General features: G+C 52.1%; 23 protein-coding genes. 11 read left to right on the forward strand and 12 right to left on the reverse strand.

What is annotated here, in order from left to right; genetic code table 11:
* Nucleotides 1-7 precede the first annotated feature (7 nt).
* Both QNH46_RS08725 and QNH46_RS08730 read left to right on the forward strand, forming a co-directional pair.
* The gene (locus QNH46_RS08725; protein ID WP_283927754.1) at nt 8-382 is read left to right on the forward strand and encodes a c-type cytochrome; all 375 of its coding nucleotides are present in this window, start codon (nt 8-10) and stop codon (nt 380-382) included.
* The gene (locus QNH46_RS08730; protein WP_283927755.1) at nt 379-975 is read left to right on the forward strand and encodes an SCO family protein; all 597 of its coding nucleotides are present in this window, start codon (nt 379-381) and stop codon (nt 973-975) included. The genes QNH46_RS08725 and QNH46_RS08730 overlap by 4 nt, the downstream gene beginning before the upstream one ends.
* Here QNH46_RS08730 and QNH46_RS08735 read toward each other — a convergent pair.
* From QNH46_RS08735 to QNH46_RS08750, 4 genes are all read right to left on the reverse strand, one after another.
* Nucleotides 964-2,454 (reverse strand): oligosaccharide flippase family protein, encoded by a 1,491-nt coding sequence (locus QNH46_RS08735; RefSeq protein ID WP_283927756.1) that lies wholly within the window; start codon nt 2,452-2,454, stop codon nt 964-966. The two genes, QNH46_RS08730 and QNH46_RS08735, sit on opposite strands and share 12 nt — an antisense overlap.
* Nucleotides 2,455-2,537: 83 nt before the next feature.
* Nucleotides 2,538-3,662, reverse strand: coding sequence for an amidase domain-containing protein (locus QNH46_RS08740; protein WP_283927757.1), 1,125 nt, complete (start codon nt 3,660-3,662; stop codon nt 2,538-2,540).
* Entirely contained in the window at nt 3,646-4,308 is a 663-nt protein-coding gene (locus QNH46_RS08745) for a class F sortase (protein WP_283927758.1), read from the reverse strand. Before QNH46_RS08745 ends, QNH46_RS08740 begins: the two co-directional genes overlap by 17 nt.
* 48 nt (nt 4,309-4,356) lie before the next feature.
* Nucleotides 4,357-4,632, reverse strand: a complete 276-nt coding sequence (locus QNH46_RS08750) for a hypothetical protein (RefSeq protein ID WP_283927759.1) — start codon at nt 4,630-4,632, stop codon at nt 4,357-4,359.
* 156 nt (nt 4,633-4,788) lie between these two features.
* Between QNH46_RS08750 and QNH46_RS08755 the strand changes: the two genes are divergently transcribed.
* Nucleotides 4,789-5,505 (forward strand): HAD family hydrolase, encoded by a 717-nt coding sequence (locus QNH46_RS08755; protein ID WP_283927760.1) that lies wholly within the window; start codon nt 4,789-4,791, stop codon nt 5,503-5,505.
* A gap of 19 nt (nt 5,506-5,524) precedes the next feature.
* Here the strand turns inward: QNH46_RS08755 and QNH46_RS08760 are convergent, their stop codons facing one another.
* From QNH46_RS08760 to QNH46_RS08780, 5 genes are all read right to left on the reverse strand, one after another.
* Entirely contained in the window at nt 5,525-6,640 is a 1,116-nt protein-coding gene (locus tag QNH46_RS08760; protein ID WP_283927761.1) for a YheC/YheD family endospore coat-associated protein, read from the reverse strand.
* A 36-nt stretch (nt 6,641-6,676) separates the two neighbouring features.
* Complete coding sequence (locus tag QNH46_RS08765; RefSeq protein WP_283927762.1) at nt 6,677-7,801, reverse strand: YheC/YheD family endospore coat-associated protein; 1,125 nt, start codon at nt 7,799-7,801, stop codon at nt 6,677-6,679.
* Nucleotides 7,801-9,174, reverse strand: a complete 1,374-nt coding sequence (locus QNH46_RS08770) for a YheC/YheD family endospore coat-associated protein (RefSeq protein ID WP_283927763.1) — start codon at nt 9,172-9,174, stop codon at nt 7,801-7,803. The genes QNH46_RS08765 and QNH46_RS08770 overlap by 1 nt, the downstream gene beginning before the upstream one ends.
* Before the next feature lie 75 nt (nt 9,175-9,249).
* Complete coding sequence (locus QNH46_RS08775) at nt 9,250-10,371, reverse strand: YheC/YheD family endospore coat-associated protein (RefSeq protein ID WP_283927764.1); 1,122 nt, start codon at nt 10,369-10,371, stop codon at nt 9,250-9,252.
* A gap of 15 nt (nt 10,372-10,386) precedes the next feature.
* A complete protein-coding gene (locus tag QNH46_RS08780) occupies nt 10,387-11,754 on the reverse strand; it encodes a YheC/YheD family endospore coat-associated protein (protein ID WP_283927765.1) in 1,368 nt (455 codons plus the stop codon).
* A 179-nt stretch (nt 11,755-11,933) separates the two neighbouring features.
* Here QNH46_RS08780 and QNH46_RS08785 point away from each other — a divergent pair, with 179 nt between their 5' ends.
* The 4 genes from QNH46_RS08785 to QNH46_RS08800 all read left to right on the forward strand — a co-directional run bounded on the left by QNH46_RS08785 (nt 11,934) and on the right by QNH46_RS08800 (nt 15,385).
* Entirely contained in the window at nt 11,934-13,100 is a 1,167-nt protein-coding gene (locus QNH46_RS08785; RefSeq protein ID WP_283927766.1) for a DUF445 domain-containing protein, read from the forward strand.
* Nucleotides 13,101-13,130: 30 nt separating this feature from the next.
* On the forward strand, nt 13,131-13,478 hold the full coding sequence (locus tag QNH46_RS08790) for a YlbF/YmcA family competence regulator (protein ID WP_155609242.1): 348 nt from the start codon (nt 13,131-13,133) through the stop codon (nt 13,476-13,478).
* Nucleotides 13,479-13,595: 117 nt separating this feature from the next.
* Nucleotides 13,596-13,913, forward strand: a complete 318-nt coding sequence (locus QNH46_RS08795) for a hypothetical protein (RefSeq protein WP_283927767.1) — start codon at nt 13,596-13,598, stop codon at nt 13,911-13,913.
* Between the two features lie 134 nt (nt 13,914-14,047).
* Nucleotides 14,048-15,385: a DRTGG domain-containing protein gene (locus QNH46_RS08800; protein ID WP_283927768.1), complete on the forward strand. Its 1,338-nt coding sequence runs from the start codon at nt 14,048-14,050 to the stop codon at nt 15,383-15,385.
* 144 nt (nt 15,386-15,529) lie between these two features.
* Here QNH46_RS08800 and QNH46_RS08805 read toward each other — a convergent pair whose 3' ends face one another.
* From QNH46_RS08805 to QNH46_RS08815, 3 genes are all read right to left on the reverse strand, one after another.
* Nucleotides 15,530-15,841 carry a YtpI family protein gene (locus QNH46_RS08805; RefSeq protein WP_155609239.1) on the reverse strand — a complete coding sequence of 104 codons (312 nt, stop codon included), beginning with the start codon at nt 15,839-15,841 and terminating at the stop codon, nt 15,530-15,532.
* Nucleotides 15,842-15,932: 91 nt separating this feature from the next.
* Nucleotides 15,933-16,430: a sporulation membrane protein YtrI gene (locus QNH46_RS08810; protein WP_283927769.1), complete on the reverse strand. Its 498-nt coding sequence runs from the start codon at nt 16,428-16,430 to the stop codon at nt 15,933-15,935.
* Nucleotides 16,427-16,756: a YtrH family sporulation protein gene (locus QNH46_RS08815; RefSeq protein ID WP_155609237.1), complete on the reverse strand. Its 330-nt coding sequence runs from the start codon at nt 16,754-16,756 to the stop codon at nt 16,427-16,429. Before QNH46_RS08815 ends, QNH46_RS08810 begins: the two co-directional genes overlap by 4 nt.
* 578 nt (nt 16,757-17,334) lie before the next feature.
* On the opposite strand from QNH46_RS08815, the gene QNH46_RS08820 reads away from it, so the two are divergent.
* The 4 genes from QNH46_RS08820 to QNH46_RS08835 all read left to right on the forward strand — a co-directional run bounded on the left by QNH46_RS08820 (nt 17,335) and on the right by QNH46_RS08835 (nt 22,572).
* Complete coding sequence (locus QNH46_RS08820; RefSeq protein ID WP_283927770.1) at nt 17,335-20,973, forward strand: DNA polymerase III subunit alpha; 3,639 nt, start codon at nt 17,335-17,337, stop codon at nt 20,971-20,973.
* A 29-nt stretch (nt 20,974-21,002) separates the two neighbouring features.
* Complete coding sequence (locus QNH46_RS08825; protein ID WP_283927771.1) at nt 21,003-21,137, forward strand: hypothetical protein; 135 nt, start codon at nt 21,003-21,005, stop codon at nt 21,135-21,137.
* A 620-nt stretch (nt 21,138-21,757) separates the two neighbouring features.
* Nucleotides 21,758-22,249, forward strand: coding sequence for a phosphatidylglycerophosphatase A family protein (locus QNH46_RS08830; RefSeq protein WP_283927772.1), 492 nt, complete (start codon nt 21,758-21,760; stop codon nt 22,247-22,249).
* Nucleotides 22,250-22,383: 134 nt separating this feature from the next.
* Complete coding sequence (locus tag QNH46_RS08835) at nt 22,384-22,572, forward strand: glutamate decarboxylase (protein WP_110933485.1); 189 nt, start codon at nt 22,384-22,386, stop codon at nt 22,570-22,572.
* The last annotated feature ends 38 nt before the right edge of the window (nt 22,573-22,610 follow it).

Below are 22,610 nucleotides of genomic sequence, written 5' to 3' on the forward strand. Positions count from 1 at the left end.
AACGCGAATGAGAACGGGAAAAGGACCGCTGCTGCTGCTTGTAATGGCATTCGTTTTACTGGCTGTAACCGCTTGCGGTCAATCGGCTTCGACGGATAGCGGCTCGGCCTCCTCGCCAGCCGGAAGTAAGGCCGATGCCAAGCCGACGCTAATCTACAAACAGAGCTGTGCCAGCTGCCACGCCGTTGACCTTAGCGGAAAGGTAGGGCCAAGCCTGCAGGAAATCGGCTCCAAACTGAGCGAGGAAGAAATTTACGAGGCGATCAGTTCGGGAAGGCCGGGGATGCCCCCTTTCGAGAAGAGGCTGAAGACCGAGGAAATCCAGGCATTGGCTGCTTGGCTCGCCAACCATACGGCTGCTGATGAAGGGGCGGACCAATGAAGCGTACGAAGCGGATCATTGATATCGGAATTATTGCCTTGCTTGTTGTTGCTGCTATCGGACTGCTTGCTTTCTCCTGGGGAGGGGGCAAGCCGAATGATCTCAGCATACCGGTGGGATCATTCGAGTTCACCGACCAGGACGGCGGCCAGGTAGGTCTGGACGATTTAAAGGGCAAGGTTTGGGTCGCCCATTTCATGTTCACGAATTGCTCTACTGTATGTCCGACCCTTACTGCGAACATGGCAAAGCTGCAAAGCGAGATTAAGTCGGCCGGTCTTAAAGCGGATCTCGTATCGTTTTCTGTCGACCCCGAGAAGGACACGCCGGAAGCCTTGAAGACGTACATCGGCAAGTTTACGGATGATTTGAGCAACTGGCATGCTTTGACTGGCTATTCGTTTGAGGACATTCAGGCCTTTGGTCAACTGAGCTTTAAGACTGCCATCCAGAAGGATGCTATTGGGGATCAGGTCATTCACGGCATTTCCTTTTATCTTGTGGATGCTTCGGGAACCATCGTGACGAAATACGACGGGCAGGATCCGCCTTACAGCCAAATTATTAAACATATCAAAGCGTTATCCCGTTGATAATTTACCTTTAAACCGAATGAATAAGAAGGCGCCGGCAGCCGAGAAGAACAGCACGGTTTGCAGCATGAAGCCGGATAAGCTGTCAGAGCCGCTCCCCCAGTGCTTTGAGATCAATTGGACCAGGAGCATGGAACCGATTAATATCAAAGCGTCTATAATGAGAGCGGGGAGCAGCCGGACTATGCGGGCCAGCTTGAACTTTAAGGCATATAAATTAACGAGTGCAGAAATCATCTCCATGGCCAGAATGCCGATCGCTGCCCCGATATAACCCCAGCCAGGGATCGCTATAAGCACATATTGGATGACGATGGAGCAGCTTATTCCGGCAAGCAAACCAAAGAAGGTTATTTTCTTGATATCCTGCGACCACAAAATGCTCGTGGATAGTTCGCGAAAGCCGACGATGACGGGAAGAAGGGCTAAATAACGAATGGGCTCTGCCGCCTCGGAAGTATTAAAAATAAACGTCGCCAGTTCAGGAGCGCATACATATATGTATATGGCCGCGGTTAATCCCCACAGCCAGGCTGCCTCCAGGGATAAGTAGAGCAGCCTGCGGAAGTCGGTCCAGAGTTTCTGTTGGGAGTAGCTGGCCAAGCGCATAGTGACGGTATGGCTTAGAGCCTGGGTGACAAGCGTAGGCGTGTAGGCCATGATGGCGGCCATTCCGGTTATTACACCGTACATGGCGGTTGCCCGGGAGGTGTCGTAGCCGGCAACCATCAGCCGGCCCGGGATCAGAATCGCGTCGATGAAATCGGAGGCTGGGATGAGAAGGCGCGTCAGCGAAATAATGAAGGATGCTTTAAATAGCCAGACGAACGGCAGCTGGCGGACAGATACCGATGCTGCCGGGTTCTTTCGCTGATCAGTGGACACATATAGCGTAAGCAGCGTGTAAGAGACGAGGACGCCGATAAATGCAGCCAGCACCCCTCCGCCAACTGCAATATGTATGCCTTGGGGCAATAGGCAGCCGACGATGATCAGCATGAAGAGAATTCGGCTTCCCTGCTCTGTCAATTCAGACAAGGCGATGATGTTGAACCGTTCCAGCCCCTGCAAATATCCTCTCAGCAAACCCAATAATGGAGCCGCGAAAATAGCCGGCGCCAGGTTCTGCAAAGCATATTGCAGATCCGGATTCCCCAACATGCTGGAAAGCGCGGGGGAATTCCAGAAGACGATCATGCTCAAAATCCCCCCGAATAGCACAAGAAAGAGGGAGACCCACTTAAAAAAATGCCAACCGAACCATGGCTTTTTTGCGGTAATAATGGCCAGGGCAGTTGGCAATCCTCCGGAAATCATAAGCAGCAGCCCATATAAGGAATAAGCGATTTGGTACAATCCGATACCTTCAGCACCTACGAGTCTCGTCAAGACGACGCGCCCGATAAGGCCGATCAATTTTACGACGGCCATTGCCCCGGCTCTTATCGCGGATTGCTTTAACAGGCGGGATAGTTTCATAAGTCCTCCAGTTTAGCGTCGATATCTTCAATTTCCATTGTATGACGTTAAACTGCAGTTATGCTGACAAGCCCGCATATACATTAGTCTCTAATGTGTACCAGTAAGTATTTGGTATGCTGATCCCACCCCAGGTCAAAGGGAACGCGATAACGGTCGGCCGAGTGCGAATTGACGAGGGGATAGCCGTAATCGTCGAATCCTACCACGATGGAGAAGTGATCCACATCGCTGCCGCTAATGATATATCCGATCAAATCGCCTGGCTGAATATGTGAAATTGCTCCATCCGGATATTTGGCCGAAGGAGCGACAATATCCCGGAATTGTCCCCTGGCAAGCAGTTTTCCGTATCCGGAATATATCAGGAAATTATAGAAGGAATCCGTCCGGATCCACGCTTCGCTTCCGCCCTTCTTGGCAAAATATCGCCATGATCCGGTCATCGGCAGCCCTCCGCCTTCTTTTTCGTCGCCAACCGCCTGTGAAGCGAAATTGGTACAATCGCCGCCCTTGCCGGAGTAATCGGCATATTTGCGGTTATACCTGTGATTATTGCCGGCGCCCCAGGCTGTTCCCGCATATTTATTCGCATACTCCACGGCACGGGCCCGGCGGTATTTTTTGCCGTCCACGGGCTGCTGCCGATAATTGACAGAAGGGGAGGTTCCGTCATCCGTCACCGCAATTTTGTTTGGATTCTCGTCCAGAGGGTCCAGATACCATTCCTTATGGACCTTCCAGTCGTCATCCAGCTTCTTTAATGTAAGATAATGTTCAGTTCCGATTCCGAACGACTGAACGGGCACATTTTTGTTGGTATAGGTGTAATCCACCTTCAAGGAATGAACCAGGGATATTTTTGCTGTATCCTTTGAGGTTCTCAGACGCACGATTCGTATTTCGCTATTGGCCTTAAGGAGCTTGATTGCCCTCTTGATCGCCCATTCGTTAAGATAATTCGTTCGGTTAACTTCATTGTGGAGAGCGTGCTTGCTCACTTTGTTGTCATGAAGATAAAGTTCTTTTAATCCATCAGTCTCCCGGCTGACAAGAATGTCAGCTCTCTGCTTGTACAGCTTATCCAGAAAGGCGCGCACCTCTTGTTCCTCTTGATCGCCCGAAGCCGCATAAACCTCCGCTTTGCAGGAAAGTAAAGTCATGCAGAGGATAAGGATGGCTGCTACAAATTTATTGGTCAAGTTCATCATCACCGTCCAGCTTGGCAAAAACGATCAGTCTTTGCTCATGCTCCTTTTTTTTTCTGCTGTATTTTCCACTGCATGTCACCAGATTCAACCTGTGCTCTGTCGTATCCCCGAAAACCCGCTCGACGGGTGCTTCCGATGTAGGATAGGATTCAACGGCCTCCACAATATAGGTCAATTTCTGTTTGGCATGATCCCGTACAATGATTGAATCGCCGGGCTTTAACTTTTTCAAATTAAAAAAAATGGCCGGGCCGGTATAGCTATCGACATGGCCGTCCATCACTATATTTCCAGGTTCCCCTGCAAGTACGCCCGGATGCAGGACGCCGACGATATCCGTATGTTTCGGAACATCCATTTGCCCGTCCTCAAGCACCCCCACCGGCTCAACACTAGCCTTTACCTTAATGGCAGGAATTATGAGCTCTGTTGGCATAAACGGTTTGGGTAGCGGCCTGCGCATGTTCTCCGCCGGCTGCATTTCTGTGTCATTCACCATTGGGGGGGACGGCGGGGAGGGCAGGGAATGGGAATGCGGCTGCGGCTGTGGCTTGATGTTCTCCTTCGCCTGCTTGGCAGGACCGCAACCTGCGCAACTGACGGCTAAAACAATGGTAAACAGAATAACTAATCGTTTCATCATGATTGTATAAGAGAGAAAGAGGGAGCAAGCCCTCTTTCATCCTCCTTCTTATTCTGTTTGCTCGCTAGCTCCACCAAAACCAGTCTTCGGCATTTTGGTAGCCTTAGTTTTAATGCCCTTGGTTTTGATGCTTTTCGCTTTAATGCCTTTGTGGTGAGTTGACTTGGCTTTCGTTTTGTGAGTTTTATGAGTCTGATGCGTTTTATGCGTCGACTTGGTGTGCATTCCCTTCTTCCCATGCTCATTAGCTGGAGCGGCGCTTACAGCAGAAGCGACAGAGAACAACAAACATGCTGATAGAAGGGCAGCAGACAATTTCTTCACAGTGTTTCCTCCTTGAGTTTTATTTTATTTTTCCCCACAGATAGGATATCCGCTGAACGTTTTTTCTAAGCAGGAAACTTATAGATAAACGGGGTTTACAAGGTTTGCTCTTTCGAATATCATGGGGCTAACACAACGACAGGAAGGAACGCTGACATGGAAACCACTCGACTTACGAAACCCGAAGCCATGATCTTTGATATGGATGGTACGCTGTTCAAAACGGAGACGCTTCTGATCCCTGTATATCATCGCTTGTTTGATCAGCTTCGCGCAGAGAACTTGTATGAAGGAAAGACGCCCCCCGAGGAAAGAATACTTGGCGGGTTAGGCATGCTGCTGGATGACATTTGGAAAAGGGTGCTTCCGGACCACGATGAAATCGTGCACCGGCGTGCGGATGAATTGCTGCTGGAGCTGGAGCTGATCGGTCTGAAGGAGTATGTTACAGAGCTGTATCCGCAAGTGGCCGAAACGCTGAAGCAGCTTCACGAGCGCGGAATCAGGCTCTTTGTAGCCAGCAATGGGCTGGAGCATTATGTAAAAGAGGTAGCGAATGCACATGGCATCTTCTCGCTGTTTGAGGGAATCTACAGCGCAGGCGAGCATCAGACGACGACCAAAGTCGATTTGGTTAGGCTTCTGCTCGATAATCATGGCGTAAGCAGCGCCTGGATGATCGGGGACCGATCCTCTGACGTGGAAGCGGGCAAGGAGAACGGCCAGACCGTCATCGGCTGTGCGTATGCCGGGTTTGGCCAAGGACAGGAGTTAAATGGCGCCGATCGGCTGATCTCCTCCTTCTCCGAACTGATCGCCCTGTACGATCAGGCAGAGGAAGCGCCCGAAGCGAAGCGATCCGCCCAATTCTAGAAACAAGCCGCTCTTCCGGTCAGGAAGAAGCGGCTTTTTGTTTGTGCAGCCACATGGCGTATTCAAGCGGTCTTGCAATGGCTGCCCGGTATGCTTCGGGATCGCCGGACTGGTTGAACACCTCTCGGGCGGGCTTGGGATTGACCTCCAGCAAATAGACTTTTCCGCTGGGATCGATCGCAAGATCGAGAGCCAGCTCGCAGAGCGCGCCGTAATTCGCCTCCAGCGTTGCAGCGACATCGATGCTCAGTTTCTCGGCTGTACGGCGTATTTCCACGCGCTTCTCCTCGCTATGGGAGGCATGCTTCAGCAGCGTGTTCATAGGCACGGCATGCCCGCCGCCGTGCAGATTGGAGGTCACGCTTCTCGGTGGGCCGACCCTTCCGGCACATCCGGTCACCGCCCATTTCCCGGAGCCGTTCTTCTGAACGAGCATGCGGAAATCATGTACCCGGCCGTTAGGCAGTTTAATTTCAATCCCCTGCTGAACGAGATAGTTTTTTTTCGCTTTCCAGCGGATTAAATATGGAGCCAGCCTCGCCTTATGCATTTTTTGCGCCGGGATAATTTTTCTGGCAAGCGTTCGGCCCTGAATCAGGTAAAGCTCCTTCCCCAATCGGTCGACCCGCAGTATTCCCCTTCCACCGGTGCCCTGCATGGGCTTAACATATATACACGAATAATTCCGCATGAATCGATATACGTCGCTCATATTCTGAAATATGGCGGTTTCCGGTAAATGGGGCCTGAATCTTGGCCTGCTGGACAGAAGTTGGTAAATCGCCCATTTATCGCGAATCGGCCGATTCAGGAATGTGAAGGTGCTGTTATAGCGATTGCGAAATTTGACCAACTGCTCGAATCGCTTGTTTTTCTGAATACGCCCCCGGTCGAAGATGAGATTCGGAAAGCTGCGCCACTTGCGCGACCATTTCTTTGATTTTGGATCAAATTGCAGGGAATGAACGAGTTTCTTCTCATGATGGACATCCATAGGAGTGAATACGAAGACATCCAGACCCATCTTTTGGCCTTCGACGATCATTTTCTGGTATATATGTCGTTCCTCCAGCTGCTTCTTATCATTCATATACAGCGTCAATATGCCAAGAACAGGTTGCGACAATACGTTCACCTTCTTTATACGGTAGTCGGTTCACAATATTCCGGCTTAAGCGGATGGGTTCTTGGGTTGACTGGCCAAATGCTGACTGTATTGAAAAATTCGTTCGAGCGATTTTTTGCGGATTTGCGGTTCATCGAATTTCATCGGTTTGCTGTTCGCCTCAAAGAACCACATGTTTCCTTCTGTATCAATGCCGAGATCCATCGACATTTCACCAAGCATATGCCCTGATGCTTTTTCAATTTGCTTGGCGATGAGCACGGCGTTGGATCTCAGGCGATTAATGATTGCGTTGGTCATCTCGCTGCCGAAAGTAGGGGTTAACAGCTTCTCGGGCGATTCGATGCTGCCGCCTTGAGGCACATGGGTAGTAATTCTTTTAGGGCCAGCGAGCCGTGCGCCAACGCCAGTGACCATCCATGCGCCTTTACCCGTTTTTTGCACGAGTATGCGCAGGTCAAAATTGCGGTCCCGGTATGTGGTGAGTTTGATGGCTTCCTGCATGATATATGGAGCTTTTCTCATTTCTCTTCTTATTCGTCTCCAGAGCAGGTCTAGCTTGTCGGTCCGGTAAATGATATTTCTGTATCTTTGGCCCTGGATCGTTAAACGAAAAGGTTTTTCATGCTCCTCCTCATATTGCAGGAGCATGATTCCTTTGCCGGCCTTGCCGGATTCCGGCTTTAAATAGAGGCGCCCGTAGATTAGGAGCATGGCCTCAAGCGTTCTGGGACTAAGAAGTCTCCGGGTATTTGGAACAAACGCTTTAGTAGAGCGGTTCCTCTTCAGCCATTCGAACAGCTTGCGTTTATTGAAAAAATAGGGGTTGTAGATATGAATTGTTCGATGCTGGATGCATGCATCGATTTTTTTGCGGACATTACGTTTTTGCTCGTCTTCCCGGTGTGGAATCCGATTATACACGACATCGGGAAGGGGGAACCACTGCTTCGACCAGGTTTTACTCTCGGAGCTGTAATGGTACCCCCGGATCCGTTTGGCTGACAGCTTCAAATCCTTTGTAGTCACGACGTAGACGGGAAAGTCCAGATCCTTGCCGGTATTTATTATATCTCTGAAGTTGGCTTTATTTCCGCGGAAAAGGGATTCCGGGTCTTCTACAGTCAGAACGGCAACCACGGTTTTTTTTTCAGCGATGTGCTGGATCATCAGCCTTCCCTCCTGCGGAATTTACTAAGATAGAGGCAGTGCTCCAAAATATGCTCAACGGATGCTTTTCCCTCGGCTCTTAGAGATGGATGCTGGAATATAGATCTTCCCGGCTTGGCATTAGCCTCGAACATCCATATTTTCTCGTCCTTGTCTATTCCGATATCGAAGCCGATTTCACCAATCAAATGCTGGTGGTGATACTCTATGGCTTGGGCCAGCGTAATGGCGACGTTCTTGGCATGACGCAGCACTTCATCCGCTCTTGAGCCGAAGGCACGGCCAAGTGCCTGTTCGGGAGTCAGCAGCGAACCTCCGTTCTTAAGATGGGTTGTTACGCTGCCTTTTCCTGCTTTCTTGGCTCCGATGCCGACAACAACCCAGTTGTTCCTGCCGTTCTTATGCATATGAAACCGGAAGTCGATGGGACAGCCGTCAATTTCGATTAGGCGGATACCCTGCTGCGCTACGTAGCTGCGGAGCGACCGGCCATGCCTTTCTTGGAGGGTGCGCATCAGGCTGCCGAAGGAGCTGAAGCGCAGCAGCGCATTTTTCCCCCGCAGACGGTAACGGGCATAATAACCGTTTTTTGGGATATAGGAAAGTCTATAAATGCCATTTCCCAGGCTTCCGTTATTCGGTTTGTAATAAATGAGGGAGTGGCGGTCAAGCAAATTTTTAATTTGCTCGGGTGTAGGGTTCATAATCGATTCCGGTACGTAACGGTTGACCATGGGATCTCGTTCCAGCAGCTTATATATATCCGATTTGTTAAAGAAGCTCCAGTTGAAGAACGGAATTTTCTTGCGAATGAACCGCTCCCGAAGCAGGCCGATGGACGAGGTCGTCTCGGCCCGCCGGCTGGGCAGGCGGTTATAGACGACATCCGGCAGCGGAACTGTTTTGCGGTAAAAATGCCCGGATTCGTTCAGAAAATAGCCGTTGACGGTTTCCTGTTCCCAGTTGATATCGCGCGGGGTAAAGGCAAATATATAGGACTGTTTGCTTCCCAGCTTGAGAAGCTGCTTGATGAAGGTTGTTCTGGAACCGAACCGATTTTGGGTGGAGCCTGCGGGGCCGTCTGATAACACGCCGATTAGCGGGCCCAGATGGACCTCGCCATCTTGATTGCTGCGAAGGTATATGGCTCCTGATTTCGGAATTTTGATTCCTTTACGAACGCTCGATGCAAGGTAGATATGGTTGCCTGGTTTGTTAATCGGTTTGACTGTTGCAGGAATGCGGTCTTGGCCCAGTCTGAGATGAACGGACTTCTTCCCTGATAATTTCAGGTTCTTCATTAATGATCCCGACACGTAGACGACCCTTTGGGGCTGCTGCGTGAAATGGACATTGCAGTAAGTCAAACTCATGAATTTATCCTCCTAATCGTTTTGCGAAGCAAAACAGCTTCCAATGCCAGACTCAAAGCATAATACTGCATCAGGCTAGGCTAGAGTTTTGCGAAGCAACAAGTATCGTGCATACTGTATCGGGTTTTCCACGGATTTTTGGGCGCCTTGCATATCGCCGATGCGGAAGAAGGATGATCTGCCCGGCTTGGAATTGACCTCGAGAATCCATACATGTCCGCCCGGTTCAACGCCAAAGTCGATTCCGAGCTCTGCGAGCCGGCCAAAATGGGATTCCAAATGCTCAGGAATGGCTTCTGCAAGACGCTGAATAATTCGTACGGTCTGAATGCCGCGGTGTTCGCCGAACTCTTTGATCAGGTAAGGAACGGCTTTATGCGCAGTTCCGCCGCCATGCAGATTAGAGGTGAGGGAGTGCTTGCGTCCGGCTCGTACTGCCATACCTGTCATGCTCCACATGCCATTTTCATTTTTTTGCATCAGTACTCTGACATCGAAAGGTTCATCCCTGCTATTGTTCAGCCGCAAGTAGGGTTGCAGCAGGTATGCCCTGTTCGCGATGAACCGGTGTATCCAATCCAGTCCATCTTCCTTGGAACGGAATTTTTTGCGGAACAATTGATTGCTGCCGCTTCTGCCTGTGATTATTAGCCCGACATCTAAACTCCCCTTGATATTTTGGACATGCAATGTCCGCTTTCCGTGCGTACCGTTTTGCGGCTTCAGGAAGGCTCCACCTTCCTGTGCGAGCAGCCACCGGTTCAAATGTTCAGGGTTTTCGTATCGAACCGTATCGGGAAGATAGGGGGCTATGAAGCGATGTTTTTTGAGTGCCTGGTAGACGGACCATTTGCCGGTAAGAGCGCGTGCTAGATAAACAAAGGGCTGCTTCTCGGAAAGGGACGCCAAACATCGCTGCTTGCGCCGCTGCTGTCTTTTGTCGTGGGAAATGCAGCGATCGTAAATGATTTCAGGAGCCGGAAACGGCTTTCGTATCCATTTGCCGTTCTCAAACGTATATCCAGGGATGCTCCTGCTGCCCGGGGTAACCCACCCCGGACAAAAAACATATATCGTCATTTTCTGCCGGCGGCCGATATGACATAATTGACGGCAAAATGCCGCTTCCGCAAAAGGAAGGGGGCCTGCGCATTCGCTTACCATGATGCCTATAATGCCTTGTGAAGAGGGATTCATCGGATTCCTCCTTGCTTAGAAGCCGGACAAGAAGCGCGAATATTCGATCACTTGCTTGACGGAAGGACGTATTTTGCTCCCGCCAAGCGGCGTATTATCGTTTTTTGAAGGTTTGGAATTCACTTCAAGCAGCCAAATGCGGCCATGCTGGTCGACTGCGAGATCAATGCCGAGTTCTCCAAAATGAGCCGGAATTTGTTGGTCAATGCCAAGCGCGATGTCGAGAGCCGCCTTCTTGAGCCTGACATTTAACCTCTTCTTGGCTGCCGGGGGAAGTGTGCTGCGCGATATCGCATTCTTCAGCGTGCAGAGCGAGCCGCCTCGCGCCAGATTGGATACGAAATGCTGATCATTCGCAATCCGGGCGACAACGGAGGTAACGCTCCATTTGCCGAACCTGTTCTTCTGTACCAATGCTCTGAAATCCACTGGCCGCCGGTCCATAAGTATCAGGTGAAGTCCTTGCTGGATCTGGTACCGCGTCGATTTCATTTTCCCGGATAGGGTAGTGAACAACTTGGAAAGACTGGCGTAATTGTGCTTCTGGGTGCCTCCGACTTGAGCGGTCAGTGTCTGATATCCGCCGCCGTCCAGCCGGGATATGCGGATAATCCCTTTGCCGAGGCTTCCTTTGATTGGCTTGAGGAACACGATAGGGTGCCTGCTGCACATCGATTTCAGCATGGCGTAATTGCGGAACAAGTGTGATTCTGGCATATATCCCGCCACCGAAGGAGCCTTGCCAAGCGCATCGAAAACCTCGGTTTTATCCAGGAATTTTTCATTGAAGTAATGGCTGCCGTAGAGGGATTTTACTTCTTTCATGAAATGCTGTACGCTAGGTTTATTCTCCAATTTGCGCGATGTCAGGCGATTATAGAACACGTTTGCGGCCGGAAGCTCGGTTTTCTTCCAGCCGTCTGCATAAAGCCATCCCGTCACCTTCGAGCTGCTGCTTCCGATATGGGACGGGGTAAAGAAATAAACAAAGACACCTTGTTGTTGACAAGCATTAGCGAGTTCCCGGCAGAACTGGGTGATGGGGCCAAAAGGCCTTTCCGTTACATCAGGGTAATCCTGGCTGATTAGGACACCGACAATCGGACCAAGCTGAATGGTGGAGGATTGGGGGCGATAAAAGATCCGAAGCGTCGACCTCGCTGGAAGAGCCATGCTTTTGGCAAGTCCTTGGCTGATCCGGATCCCGTCTAACCGGGATAAGGGAATGACTTTGACATTGTGCCGGAATGAACCGAAGGATAGCTGAAGCGGCTGATTGGTCGGAATTTTCAGCTGCTTAATCAGCAGCTCTCCGACCACGAGACAGTCATCCTCCAGCAAACCCGGTTTCATGATTTGTACCTTAATTTTTTTGGAGTGCATGAAGCGGATCTCCTTCCAAGCTTAGGCTTGATGTCTTGGATGCGTCTTCGTAAATACATGTAATGCATCATATGAGGACATAGAATCCTTGGTGATTAACCTATCTTTGAAATAACTTTGCACAGTTCATGATGCATATCGGACATATTTTTAAGGGACATACAGGGAGGATTTGAAGGTTGGCAGATTGGTTATACATTGTAGTTAGCGTCGCCATAGCTGCGTTTGTTGGCGGAGTCACGAATCATTTTGCAATAAAAATGCTTTTTCATCCGAGAAGCCCGGTTATGATCGGCAAATGGCGCGTCCCGTTTACGCCGGGGCTTATTCCAAAGCGAAGGGAAGACATTGCAGAGTCTTTAGGCAATGTGGTCTCCGATTATCTCGTTACGGCGGAAGGGCTGCAGGATATGGTAATGCGGCCGGAGTTTCGTCTTCAGGCAGAGGAGAAGCTGGGCGAATTATTAAACCGCTGGGTCAGCAGCAGTCTGACGGTAAAGGAAGCGGCCTTGCGAATCTGGTCGGAAGAGGAGTGGGAAGCCGTTAAAGGCAGATCAGCCTCAGCTCTCACGGCAATTCTTCAGTACGGTTTCCGGCATGCATGGCATAAATACGGCTGGGAACAGAAACCGCTGAAAAGCTTGGTACCAGGCTGGTCAGAGAATAATCGTCAAGTGTGGAGCGAAGCGGCAGCCGATGCGATTCTAGATGCCGTAGCGGAGGAGCTGCTCTCCTCGCAAGGGCAGCGGCTGCTCGCCAAAATGGCCGCCGGACTTGCGGACAATGCAGGCGGATTTCTCGGAACGATGGCCGCGATCTTCATGGATGAGGAGAAGCTGGTTCAGAAGCTTACGCCTACCCTTGTCCGCGCTTTGCAGGGCGAAGAAGCCCGCGCAAAGGTCGCTTCCGCGATCCGAGCGCGCATGGAAATTTACGGCGAGAAGCCGGTCGGCGAGGTGCTGCGCTCTTTAGCGGGGAGCGAGCCAGAAGCCTGGATCGGGCAGAAGCTGGACGAGCTTCCGCTGGAGGCATGGATTGCCAAGGCTGAGGGCGTAAAGCTAGCTTCACTGCTTGAGCCGTGGTACAGTCAAGCTGCAGCTGCGGTACCCAGCCTTGCGAACCGCATGCTGCGCCTGATCGCTCGCGTCATACCGCCTGCGATGAAGGCGATCCGGCTGCCGCAGCTCGTGAAGGAGCAGGTTCAGAAGTTTCCTGTTGAACGGCTGGAGGAGGTAATACTCAGCGTCTCCGGCAAGGAATTTAGAGCTATTACCTGGCTCGGTGTACTGCTAGGCGGCATGATTGGGCTGATCCAGTCCTTGCTGCTGCTGTGGGTTGGGCGTTAATGATTTATTACATTTTAGGAGGATATAACAATGAACATTTATGACAAAGCACATGATCTGGCAAAGGCGCTTAAAGAAAGCCAGGAGGTGTCCGATATCACTTCGGCGATGAAGCTGGTGGACGCTGACCCGGAAAGCAAACGGATGCTGGATGATTTTCGCCAGAAGCAAAATGAAGTACAACAGCGGATGATGAGCGGGGATATGCCGTCTCCCGAGGAAATGGAGCAAATGGAAAAGCTGTTCGAGGTGTTGAGCTTGAATTTGAACATTCGCCGCTTGTTTGATGCCGAGCGCCGTCTTAGCGTCATCATCCAGGATGTAAACAAAATCATTACGGACAGTCTGCAGCACCTGTACGGTTCGGAGCTTTCTTAATCTGGCAACGCAATACTATTTTTTGGCCAAGTCTCATATTAGCCGCATCTCCTTCATAGACTAGAAATATAGAGTTGTTTATAGATTCGGATGAAGGAGCTGCGGATGATGAAAACAATGAAAACACTGCAACTAATCAAGAAGGAAAAAAAGCGGACCAAATGGAAGCACGCCATCTATTTGATCTTAGCCCTAGGGATGCTCGTATATGCTCTTCCGCTGATCTCATTTGGTCCAGGCGCAGGCTGGATATCGATTTTTGGCATCGTTTGGGCGGCCTTTGCCTTTATGGTTGTTGGCGCGCACCTGCATTTTCTGCTGGGCGTGAACGAGGAGAAGCAGCGGTCCCTCGAAGCCGTTCGCCGCGCCAAACTGCGCGAATGGCAAAACAGGCTGCAGAAGAAGGAATGGCCGGCGGAGAGCAAGCAGGGATAGAGCAGCAAGTTTGAAAATGACGTAAGAACCGCACTTCATTGTCGCAAATGCCGGCAACGGGGTGTGGTTTTTTTGTGGTACAATTGTGTATAATAGATACAGATTGGTACAGATTTGGACGGGAGGTGTAACAGTTGCAAGGGCATGAAGAGAGCATTACAAAGCACGAACAACTGCTACAGTATATCGAAGGGCTGAAGATCGGTACGAAAATTTCAGTCCGCAAGTTGGCGCGAAGCATGGGCGTCAGCGAGGGAACGGCATACCGCGCGGTTAAGGAAGCGGAGAATCTCGGCATCGTCATTACGAAAGAGCGGATTGGCACGGTACGGGTCGAGAAGAAGCCGCGCAACATTTCCGATCAACTGACCTTCGGGGATGTCGTAGACATCGTCGAAGGGCATGTGCTCGGGGGCGGGGAAGGCCTGGATAAGACGCTGCACAAATACGTGATCGGCGCGATGAAGATCGACGCCATGGCCCGGTACATCGACGCCGGGAGCCTGCTGATCGTCGGGAACCGGGAAGATGCGCATTCCTTGGCGCTGGAGCAGGGCTCAGGTGTGCTCATTACCGGGGGATTCGGGACGAGCCGTGAAGTGAAGGCGCTCGCGGACAGGCTGAGCCTGCCGATCATATCCTCCAGGCATGATACGTTTACCGTCGCTTCGATGATCAACCGGGCGTTGTTCGACCGGCTGATCAAGAAGAAGATCATGCTGGTCGAGGACATCGTTGCAGCTAAGCCAAGGCCCAATATGCTGAAGGTGAACAGCAATATTTCGGATTTTGACCAGCTGTCCCTCGAAACGGGCATGCAGCATTTTCCGGTCGTCGATGAGTGGAACCGGGTCATCGGCATCGTCAGCCGCAAAAATGTCGAGGACATCGGGGGCGGAGACCACCATATCGAGAAATGCATGGTCCGCCATCCGATTACAGTGGGGCTGCAAACCTCGCTGGCTTCGGCGGCACAGATCATGGTATGGGAGGGGATCGATTTCCTGCCCGTCATCGACCGCAACCGGAAGCTCGTCTCCTCCGTTACCCGCAAGGAGGTGCTGCAGGCGATGCGGGATGCCCGCAATGAGCCGCAGCTCGGCGAGACGTTTGAGCATTTGATGTGGAATGGCTTCGTCGAGGAGCGGGACGAGGAGGGGCGGCTGTTCTTTCACGGCATCATTACACCGCAAATGTCGACGGATATCGGGACGATCTCCCATGGCGTGCTGACCTCGATCATGACCCAGGCCGGCCTGATTGCCGCCAAGGATGCGGGCGGCGGGGATTATGTCGTGGATCATTTGACGACCTATTTTGTCCGGCCTGTGCAGATTGAGAACGCGGTCGTCATTACGCCGGTCGTTCTGGAGACGAGCCGCCGGGCCTGCAAGCTGGAAATCGTTATCACCCACCAGGACTTGCTGGTCTCCAAGGCAGTCATGACCTTGCAGTCGATCGACCATGCCTGATTTGCACATGGTCCGGCGGCGAATTTAACGACAGCCTGCTTGAAAACTGAAGAGTTTCTGGATAATGGCAAAGGACAATGCCTGACATGCTTGGTTAAGCGCAGGATTGTCCTTTTTTTGTGGTACGGAAAAAGCATAGGTCTGTTAGGATTGGTTGGATTCAGCGTTATAACGCGACCAGAGCCCGTGATTGCGGATGCCGGCGAATATATTAAAAGCGCCCAATACCATGAAAATGGCTCCGATCACGACGCGGATCGATGAACCGCTGAAAATAAACATTTGGATCAAAGCAAGAATGATAAGCATGAAGCCCATGCTGATATTCATTTTAGCGGCTGACAGGCCGCGAATCTTGCCATCTATAGAACGTCGGGACTTGATGCTGAAGAAGACGGAGAACACGCATGAAATCAATAATCCGGCATACAGCACGTATTGAATACTTTCGATCATGGAACGGAAACAGCTCCTTTTTATTTGCAAGTGGCTTTGAAATGATTGCGCAAACTACGCAATATTATTGTAATCGCATACGGACAAAAAGTCAGCCCCTGATATACGGCCGCATGTCTATCCACACCTGCAGCACACCTTCGCTGACAAGCATCGTTTTGATCTGGATGCTGTACTCCTTGTCGCGAACAGCGTATATTTTGCGGTCAAGCAGGGTTCGCGCCATCTTGCCGTCCGAGTCGATTTCGAATATGCTTCGGCCGCGCAGGACGTCAAGCTCCTCATGCAGCTGCTTTACGACCTCCTTGACAGCAAGCGAATCAAGCGGAGGGTCGCGATCTTCGACACGGATTTTGACTTCTTTAATGACCGTCGCCCGCTTGTTGTATTTTTTCAGCGTCTTGTTATCCTCTTCCGCTTGGTACAGCTGGATTTGCAGGTCTTTGTTCTGGATCCAGAGCGTGTTGTAGCTCGTCTGGTAAATGACATTATACACGACGCTTCCCGTAACCATGCCTAGGATGAAAACCGCCGTCAATTGCATAAACCTTCGGAAATCCTCCATCGTCGGCCGACGAAACGGACTCATCCCCGACTGCCTCCGCATACCCACCGGACAAGCTCCGATCCCATATGCGCGCCAAGGAACGCAAATAACAGGTATAGTATTTGCTTGATCGCCGGCGATAAGTTCCCGTCAAAGAAATTGCTTTCGATGACACGCATCGGATCGATCGTCCCTCCTACCGCGGCAGCCAGTGCCCAGATTTTGATCCGATCCGCCACATCCAGCATCGTCTGGGTTGGCGGCTGCAGGGATATGACGGCACCAATCCCCCCAACCAACGCCCCTCCCAGCACGATGCCGAAAGCAATAAAGAAGTCCATCACCGCTTTGGTCAGAAACGTGCTCATGCTTCAAACTCTCCTTTCTATCGGCGAACTCATTCCGAAGGGCCACACGGCCTTGCTTCGCTTGTCCTCTTTACCATTGTATGGGCGCTTTTCAGCCCGATATGATAAAATATTTTGAGAGGATGTTTAAAAAGTCACCTTTTGAAGATATAAAAGAAATTCTACTAGGGAAAACATCTTTTATATCGCAAGAGAAACTACCGCTATACGCGGTCTTGCTTCCTAGAAAGTGCATCGATAAAAGTTCTTCTTATCACGAAGTGTTTTATAAAAGTAATTCGGCGTCGAATCTTGCGTTCACCATCGGAAGCATATGCTTCCGATGTATGTTTCTTTCAGAAACATTGCAGGTGCTCATGTAGGCTTCTCCAGATTATGCTTTCGAAGCCGTTTTCTTCGAAAACGTGGAACTCCGCTCCTCCTGAAAGTTTTGCAAAGCAAAACTAACGTCGAAAGGATAAGCGCAAGGTTCACGCAACCTTCTCGGTGCTGAAAAGTTAACTTTTTAAACCTGAATTGTAATAGGATATTGGAAGTTTTTGTAATCATGAGGATTGTCTTGGAAAGGAAGGAGACGCATGAACGAATTTGTTCATTTGCACGTGCATAGTGAGTACAGTCTGCTGGATGGCGCCGCCAGACTTCAGGATTTGGTAGCGAAAGCGGCAAGCTTCGGGATGAAGGCGCTGGCGCTGACCGATCACGGAGTCATGTACGGGGCGGTTCCTTTTTATAAATATTGCAAGGCAAACGGCATTAAGCCGATCATAGGCTGCGAGGTGTATTTTACGGCCGGATCGCGCAAGGAACGGGGAACGCGGAAGGAACAGCCGATCCACCATTTAATTCTGCTGGCCAAAAATGAGACGGGTTACCGGAATCTGATGAAATTGTCCTCAATTGGCCATCTGGAGGGCTTTCATTACAAGCCGCGGATCGATTGGGAGGCGCTGGAGCGGCACAGCGAGGGACTTGTCTGCCTAAGCGCCTGTCTTGGCGGGGAGGTGCCGCACCATCTGCTGCACGGCAGGTACAATGAGGCGCGAAAGGCCGCGCAGCGCTATCAGGCGGTATTTGGCGAGGATTTCTATATCGAGCTTCAGGATCACGGGATTCCAGAGCAGAAAAAAGTGCTCCCTGAGCTGATTAAGCTCGCCCAGGAGCTGAATGTGCAATTGGTGGCAACCAACGATGTGCACTACTTGAATCAGGAGGATGCCGAGGTACAGGATGTACTGATCTGCATCGGTACGGGCAAGTCGATACAGGATGAAGAGCGGCTGCAAATCCCGACGGATCAGCTGTATCTCAAAAGCGGCGCCGAGATGGCGGCGCTGTTCCCGTATGTCGCCGAGGCGGTCGCCAATACGAAAGCCATTGCCGACAAGTGTAATCTGGAGCTCCAGTTCGGGCGGCATATTCTGCCGGCCTACCAGCCGATACCGGACGGGATGACCTCGGAATCTTATTTGGCCTCCTTATGCGGGCAAGGGCTTGAGGAGAGATACGGCCATCTTGACATGTGGCAGCAGGAGCATACGAGAGAACAGCTTCATCAGCGGCTGCATTATGAACTCAGTGTCATCGGCAGCATGGGCTTCTCGGACTACTTCCTCATCGTCTGGGACTTTATCGCCTATGCCCACAGGCAGGGCATCGCCACCGGTCCGGGGCGCGGCTCCTCGGCGGGCAGCCTTGTGGCATACGTACTGAAAATTACCGATGTCGATCCAATCAAATACAATCTTCTGTTCGAGCGGTTCCTTAATCCTGAAAGGGTGACGATGCCGGATATCGATATCGATTTCAGCGATGAGCGGCGGGACGAAGTTATCGCTTATGTGGCAGACAAATACGGCGCCGAGCATGTGGCGCAAATTATTACGTTCGGCACGATGGCAGCGCGGGCTGCGGTGCGGGACGTCGGCCGCGCGCTGAACATCCCGTTCGGCGAAGTAGATAAAGTTGCGAAGCTGATTCCCGGTAGCCTTGGCATGACGATCGAGCGTGCGATCCGGGAGAGCCCTGAGCTGAAGGGACTCTATGAGTCGCAGCAGCGCATTCAGGGCCTGCTGGACATGGCTCGGAAGGTGGAGGGAATGCCGCGCCACGCTTCCACTCATGCTGCCGGCGTCGTCATTTCGCGGGATCCGCTGACGGATACGGTGCCGCTGCAGGCTGGAGGCGAAGGAACGCCGCTTACCCAGTACTCCATGGAGCATCTGGAAGCGATCGGGCTGCTCAAGATGGATTTCCTGGGATTACGGACGCTGTCGATCATCGAGCGCTGTATGAACTGGATCCGCGAGCAGGAAGGGGAGGTGCCCGATTTTCGCCGGGTTTCCGATGACGACCCGCTGACGTATGAAATGCTTGGCCGGGGAGAGACGACGGGCGTATTCCAGCTGGAGTCTGCGGGGATGAGGAGGGTGCTCAAGGATTTGAAGCCCTCCACGTTCGAAGATATCATTTCTGTTCTCGCCTTGTATCGGCCGGGTCCGATGGAGTTCATTCCGAAATTTATCGCAGGCAAGCACGGGCAGACCGCGGTGGAATATCCGCATTCCGATCTGGTCCCGATTTTGAAGGACACGTATGGCATTATCGTTTATCAGGAGCAAATTATGCAGATCGCTTCGAAGATGGCCGGTTTTTCACTCGGCGAAGCCGATTTGCTGCGCCGGGCCGTCTCGAAGAAGAAACGCGAGGTACTGGATGAAGAGCGGGGCCATTTTGTGTCGGGAAGCCTGGCCCAGGGATACCAAGCAGAGGATGCGAACGCGGTCTACGACATGATCGTACGTTTCGCCGACTATGGATTTCCTCGCGCACATGCTGCAGCCTACGGGGTTCTGGCATTCCAGACGGCATATTTGAAGGCGCATTATCCGGTTTATTTCATGGCATCGATGCTGACAGCAGTTATGGGCAGCCACCGCAAGGTGGCCGAGTACATTATCGAATGCCGCCGGATGGGAATCACGGTGCTTCCTCCGGACGTAAATGAGAGCGGTATTTTATTTACGCCGCGGTTAGCCGCAGCCACTGACGGGGAGGCGGTACGGCAAACGGCTCTGGCGGGTGCACCGCTGGAAGCCACCCAGGCAGACAAGCCTTTGGAAGCCGCGGAAACGGCCGCAGCTTATGATGTGGAGGAATCTGGGGCTGCAGAAACGTCCGCTCCTGCTGCCGAAGAGGGATTGCAGGGAGTGATCCGCTTTGGCCTGGCCGCGATCAAGAATGTCGGCACTCAGGCGATGGAGAGTATTTTGCGGGAGCGCCGGGAGCGGCCTTTCGACAGCCTGCTCGATTTTTGCCGGCGGGTCGATCTTCGCACCTGCAACAAGCGCGTGATTGAGTCCCTGATCCAGGGCGGTGCTTTTGATTCGCTGCCGGGCCACCGGGCCCAGCTGCTCGCCATGCTGGACGAGACGGTGGAAGCGGCGCTGAAATGGCGGAAAGAGCGGGAGGATCTGCAAATTCAGCTATTTGATTTTGTGGAGACGCCAAACTGGAACATTGAATACCCCGACATCCCTCCGTTTAGCGCGGGGCAGCAGCTGGATCTGGAGCGGGAGCTGTTAGGCTTGTATCTGTCCGGCCATCCGCTTGACGATTATGACGAGCTGCTTGACGGCGAAGGAATCGACCGGCTGATGGATCTTGCGGAGAGTCCTGACGGCAGCAGGATAATTGTCGCCGGCATGGTCGTATCGGTGAAGGCGATCACGACCAAGCAGGGCAAGGCGATGGCCTTCATGGAGCTGGAGGATCAGGTCGAGCGCTGCGAGGTCGTGCTCTTTCCCGAGGTGTGGCGGCGCAGCGGGGAATTGGTCGCCAAGGGCGCCCTGCTGGCGCTGCGCGCCACCGTCCAGCAGCAGGACGAAGGCTTCAAGCTGCTGGCCGACGAGCTCGCGCCGCTTAGCGCCGCGAGCCTGGCGCAGCTTCGGCGCAGCCGCGGGGCGGCACCCGCGGCGCGGGCGGGGCCAACGCGCAGCCGCAGCCTGCAGCCCGGCGCGGGTCTGACGCCGCATTGGCGGCGGCGTCCCGCACGGCTGCAGCGCAGCGCAGCGAGGCCCCCGGGGCTGCGGCCGGATTGGCCGCGCAGCCCCATGAGCGGGCGGCCGCAGGCGCCCGCGATGCGAAGACGCCGGCGCAGCGCGTCTTCATCAAGATTTCGGCGGCGGCGGAGAACGCCCGCCTGCTGGAGAAGCTGAAGGCGCTGCTTCAGCTTCATCCAGGGCCCGTGGCCACGGTGCTCTATTATGAGAGCACCGGGAAGCTGCTTGCGCTGAGCGAGCGCTACAGCATCAAGCCATCGCCTGAGCTGTTTCAGGAGATGGAGCACATGCTCGGCGCCGGAACGGTCAGAATTAAATAGCAGCGCTTGCCGTACGGGGTCTTCCGCCGCTCGGAATCTATTATCTTCTGATAGGATGCTTAACCTGTATACCGTCTGTTGGCCAGTGTCTGTCAGGACCGCACAGACGCTTCAAGCGTCCCGCCTCTTAATCAAGGAGTAGTTTTATGCCTGAGTCCTGACTGAAGCCGCTAGAAGCACCTTCTGGAGCCTTATAGGCCGCAGTGGACAGGGAAGTGGGGAGAATCGTTTTGAATTAAGTTGGAAGAGCCTTATTCCGCATTTCAGAATAAGGCTCTTTTTAATTTTAATTGCCGAATGACCCGCTTTAACTCTGCCAGCCATTAAATGACGGCGGTGCATGGCGGGCTGCAATTCTCCTGCCTGCTGCTCTATTAACATATTTTCACGACAGTTTTTACGAACATTCTGAGCAGTCCCTGCATACACTTATGAACACAGCATCTGTGTTGTCCCCTATCATCTCTGGCTGAACTCGATCCGCTATTTATCAATCTCAATCATCTTCTGGCAATGATAGACGCGGAGCCGGCGGGAGGTTCGAAAGTTGTTGGGAAGATGGCGAAAGACAGACGGAGACATAAGTACGCGAACTTTGGGAAATGCGGGAGGAATGACGGATGTCGTATGAAATTGCCAAGGCCCAGCTGCTCCGCAGAGGGGTTACTTTGGAGGATATCGCTGAGATCGTATATTCGCTGCAGGCGGTCTATCATGCCGATCTGACGATGGAGAAATGCCTGGACAGCGTGAAGGCCGTCTTGCAGAAACGGGAAGTTCAATATACCTTATATACAGGGATTGCGCTGGATGAACTGGCGGAGAAAAAGCTTTTGCCGGAGCCGCTGCAGGCGATCATGGAGGCCGATGAGCCGCTCTATGGCGTCGATGAGACGATGGCGCTGGGCATTACCAGCGTGTTCGGCATGATCGGGCTGACGAGCTTTGGCTACCTGGACAAGGTTAAGCCCAAAATTATAGGCCAGCTGAATAACAAAAAAGGGGAAAGTATTCACGTTTTTCTTGATGACTTGGTTGCAGGGCTGGCGGCTGCGGCGTCGGCGCGGATTGCCCATAAGAGCGATTCGGCGAATGATTATTCCGCGCCTTGAAGCTCCTTTTAGCATAGTCCACTTGTTCATTGTAAATTAGCTTTGCCCCTTTGTTGCGGGATTTTTGAAAATTATGTTATCATTACTCTATTATACGGGCTCAAAACGAAAGGTTAGGGGGCTTTGGTAAGGACATGTGGACTGTAATGTATATTGCGCCTACCGCCAAAATTGCGGATATGATTAAATCGAGGCTTACGGAAGAAGGCTTTCTCGTCCAAACACGTCCTGTCAATTTATCGAAACAGCAGTTTGAAATATTGGTTCCTTCGGGTGAGCTCGAAGAGGTTCAAGAAGTGCTGAATTCCATTTTGCATCCTTGAGTACAAGGTGAGGGCAAATCAGTAAAGCGATGTATCCT

Origin of the sequence: Paenibacillus woosongensis, from assembly GCF_030122845.1 — a bacterium.
In the GTDB taxonomy this organism is placed as follows: Bacteria; Bacillota; Bacilli; order Paenibacillales; family Paenibacillaceae; genus Fontibacillus; species Fontibacillus woosongensis_A.

Excerpts from the sequence above, each read along its gene's own strand:
- QNH46_RS08805 (WP_155609239.1), bottom strand. The coding sequence starts at position 15,841 with ATGATCGAAAGTATTCAATACGTGCTGTATGCCGGATTATTGATTTCA.
- QNH46_RS08740 (WP_283927757.1), bottom strand. The coding sequence starts at position 3,662 with ATGAACTTGACCAATAAATTTGTAGCAGCCATCCTTATCCTCTGCATG.
- QNH46_RS08810 (WP_283927769.1), bottom strand. The coding sequence starts at position 16,430 with ATGAGTCCGTTTCGTCGGCCGACGATGGAGGATTTCCGAAGGTTTATG.
- QNH46_RS08745 (WP_283927758.1), bottom strand. The coding sequence starts at position 4,308 with ATGATGAAACGATTAGTTATTCTGTTTACCATTGTTTTAGCCGTCAGT.
- QNH46_RS08765 (WP_283927762.1), bottom strand. The coding sequence starts at position 7,801 with ATGATCCAGCACATCGCTGAAAAAAAAACCGTGGTTGCCGTTCTGACT.
- QNH46_RS08770 (WP_283927763.1), bottom strand. The coding sequence starts at position 9,174 with ATGAGTTTGACTTACTGCAATGTCCATTTCACGCAGCAGCCCCAAAGG.
- QNH46_RS08735 (WP_283927756.1), bottom strand. The coding sequence starts at position 2,454 with ATGAAACTATCCCGCCTGTTAAAGCAATCCGCGATAAGAGCCGGGGCA.
- QNH46_RS08820 (WP_283927770.1), top strand. The coding sequence starts at position 17,335 with ATGAACGAATTTGTTCATTTGCACGTGCATAGTGAGTACAGTCTGCTG.
- QNH46_RS08790 (WP_155609242.1), top strand. The coding sequence starts at position 13,131 with ATGAACATTTATGACAAAGCACATGATCTGGCAAAGGCGCTTAAAGAA.
- QNH46_RS08830 (WP_283927772.1), top strand. The coding sequence starts at position 21,758 with ATGTCGTATGAAATTGCCAAGGCCCAGCTGCTCCGCAGAGGGGTTACT.
- QNH46_RS08815 (WP_155609237.1), bottom strand. The coding sequence starts at position 16,756 with ATGAGCACGTTTCTGACCAAAGCGGTGATGGACTTCTTTATTGCTTTC.
- QNH46_RS08725 (WP_283927754.1), top strand. The coding sequence starts at position 8 with ATGAGAACGGGAAAAGGACCGCTGCTGCTGCTTGTAATGGCATTCGTT.
- QNH46_RS08775 (WP_283927764.1), bottom strand. The coding sequence starts at position 10,371 with ATGAATCCCTCTTCACAAGGCATTATAGGCATCATGGTAAGCGAATGC.
- QNH46_RS08835 (WP_110933485.1), top strand. The coding sequence starts at position 22,384 with ATGTGGACTGTAATGTATATTGCGCCTACCGCCAAAATTGCGGATATG.
- QNH46_RS08755 (WP_283927760.1), top strand. The coding sequence starts at position 4,789 with ATGGAAACCACTCGACTTACGAAACCCGAAGCCATGATCTTTGATATG.
- QNH46_RS08780 (WP_283927765.1), bottom strand. The coding sequence starts at position 11,754 with ATGCACTCCAAAAAAATTAAGGTACAAATCATGAAACCGGGTTTGCTG.
- QNH46_RS08730 (WP_283927755.1), top strand. The coding sequence starts at position 379 with ATGAAGCGTACGAAGCGGATCATTGATATCGGAATTATTGCCTTGCTT.
- QNH46_RS08795 (WP_283927767.1), top strand. The coding sequence starts at position 13,596 with ATGAAAACACTGCAACTAATCAAGAAGGAAAAAAAGCGGACCAAATGG.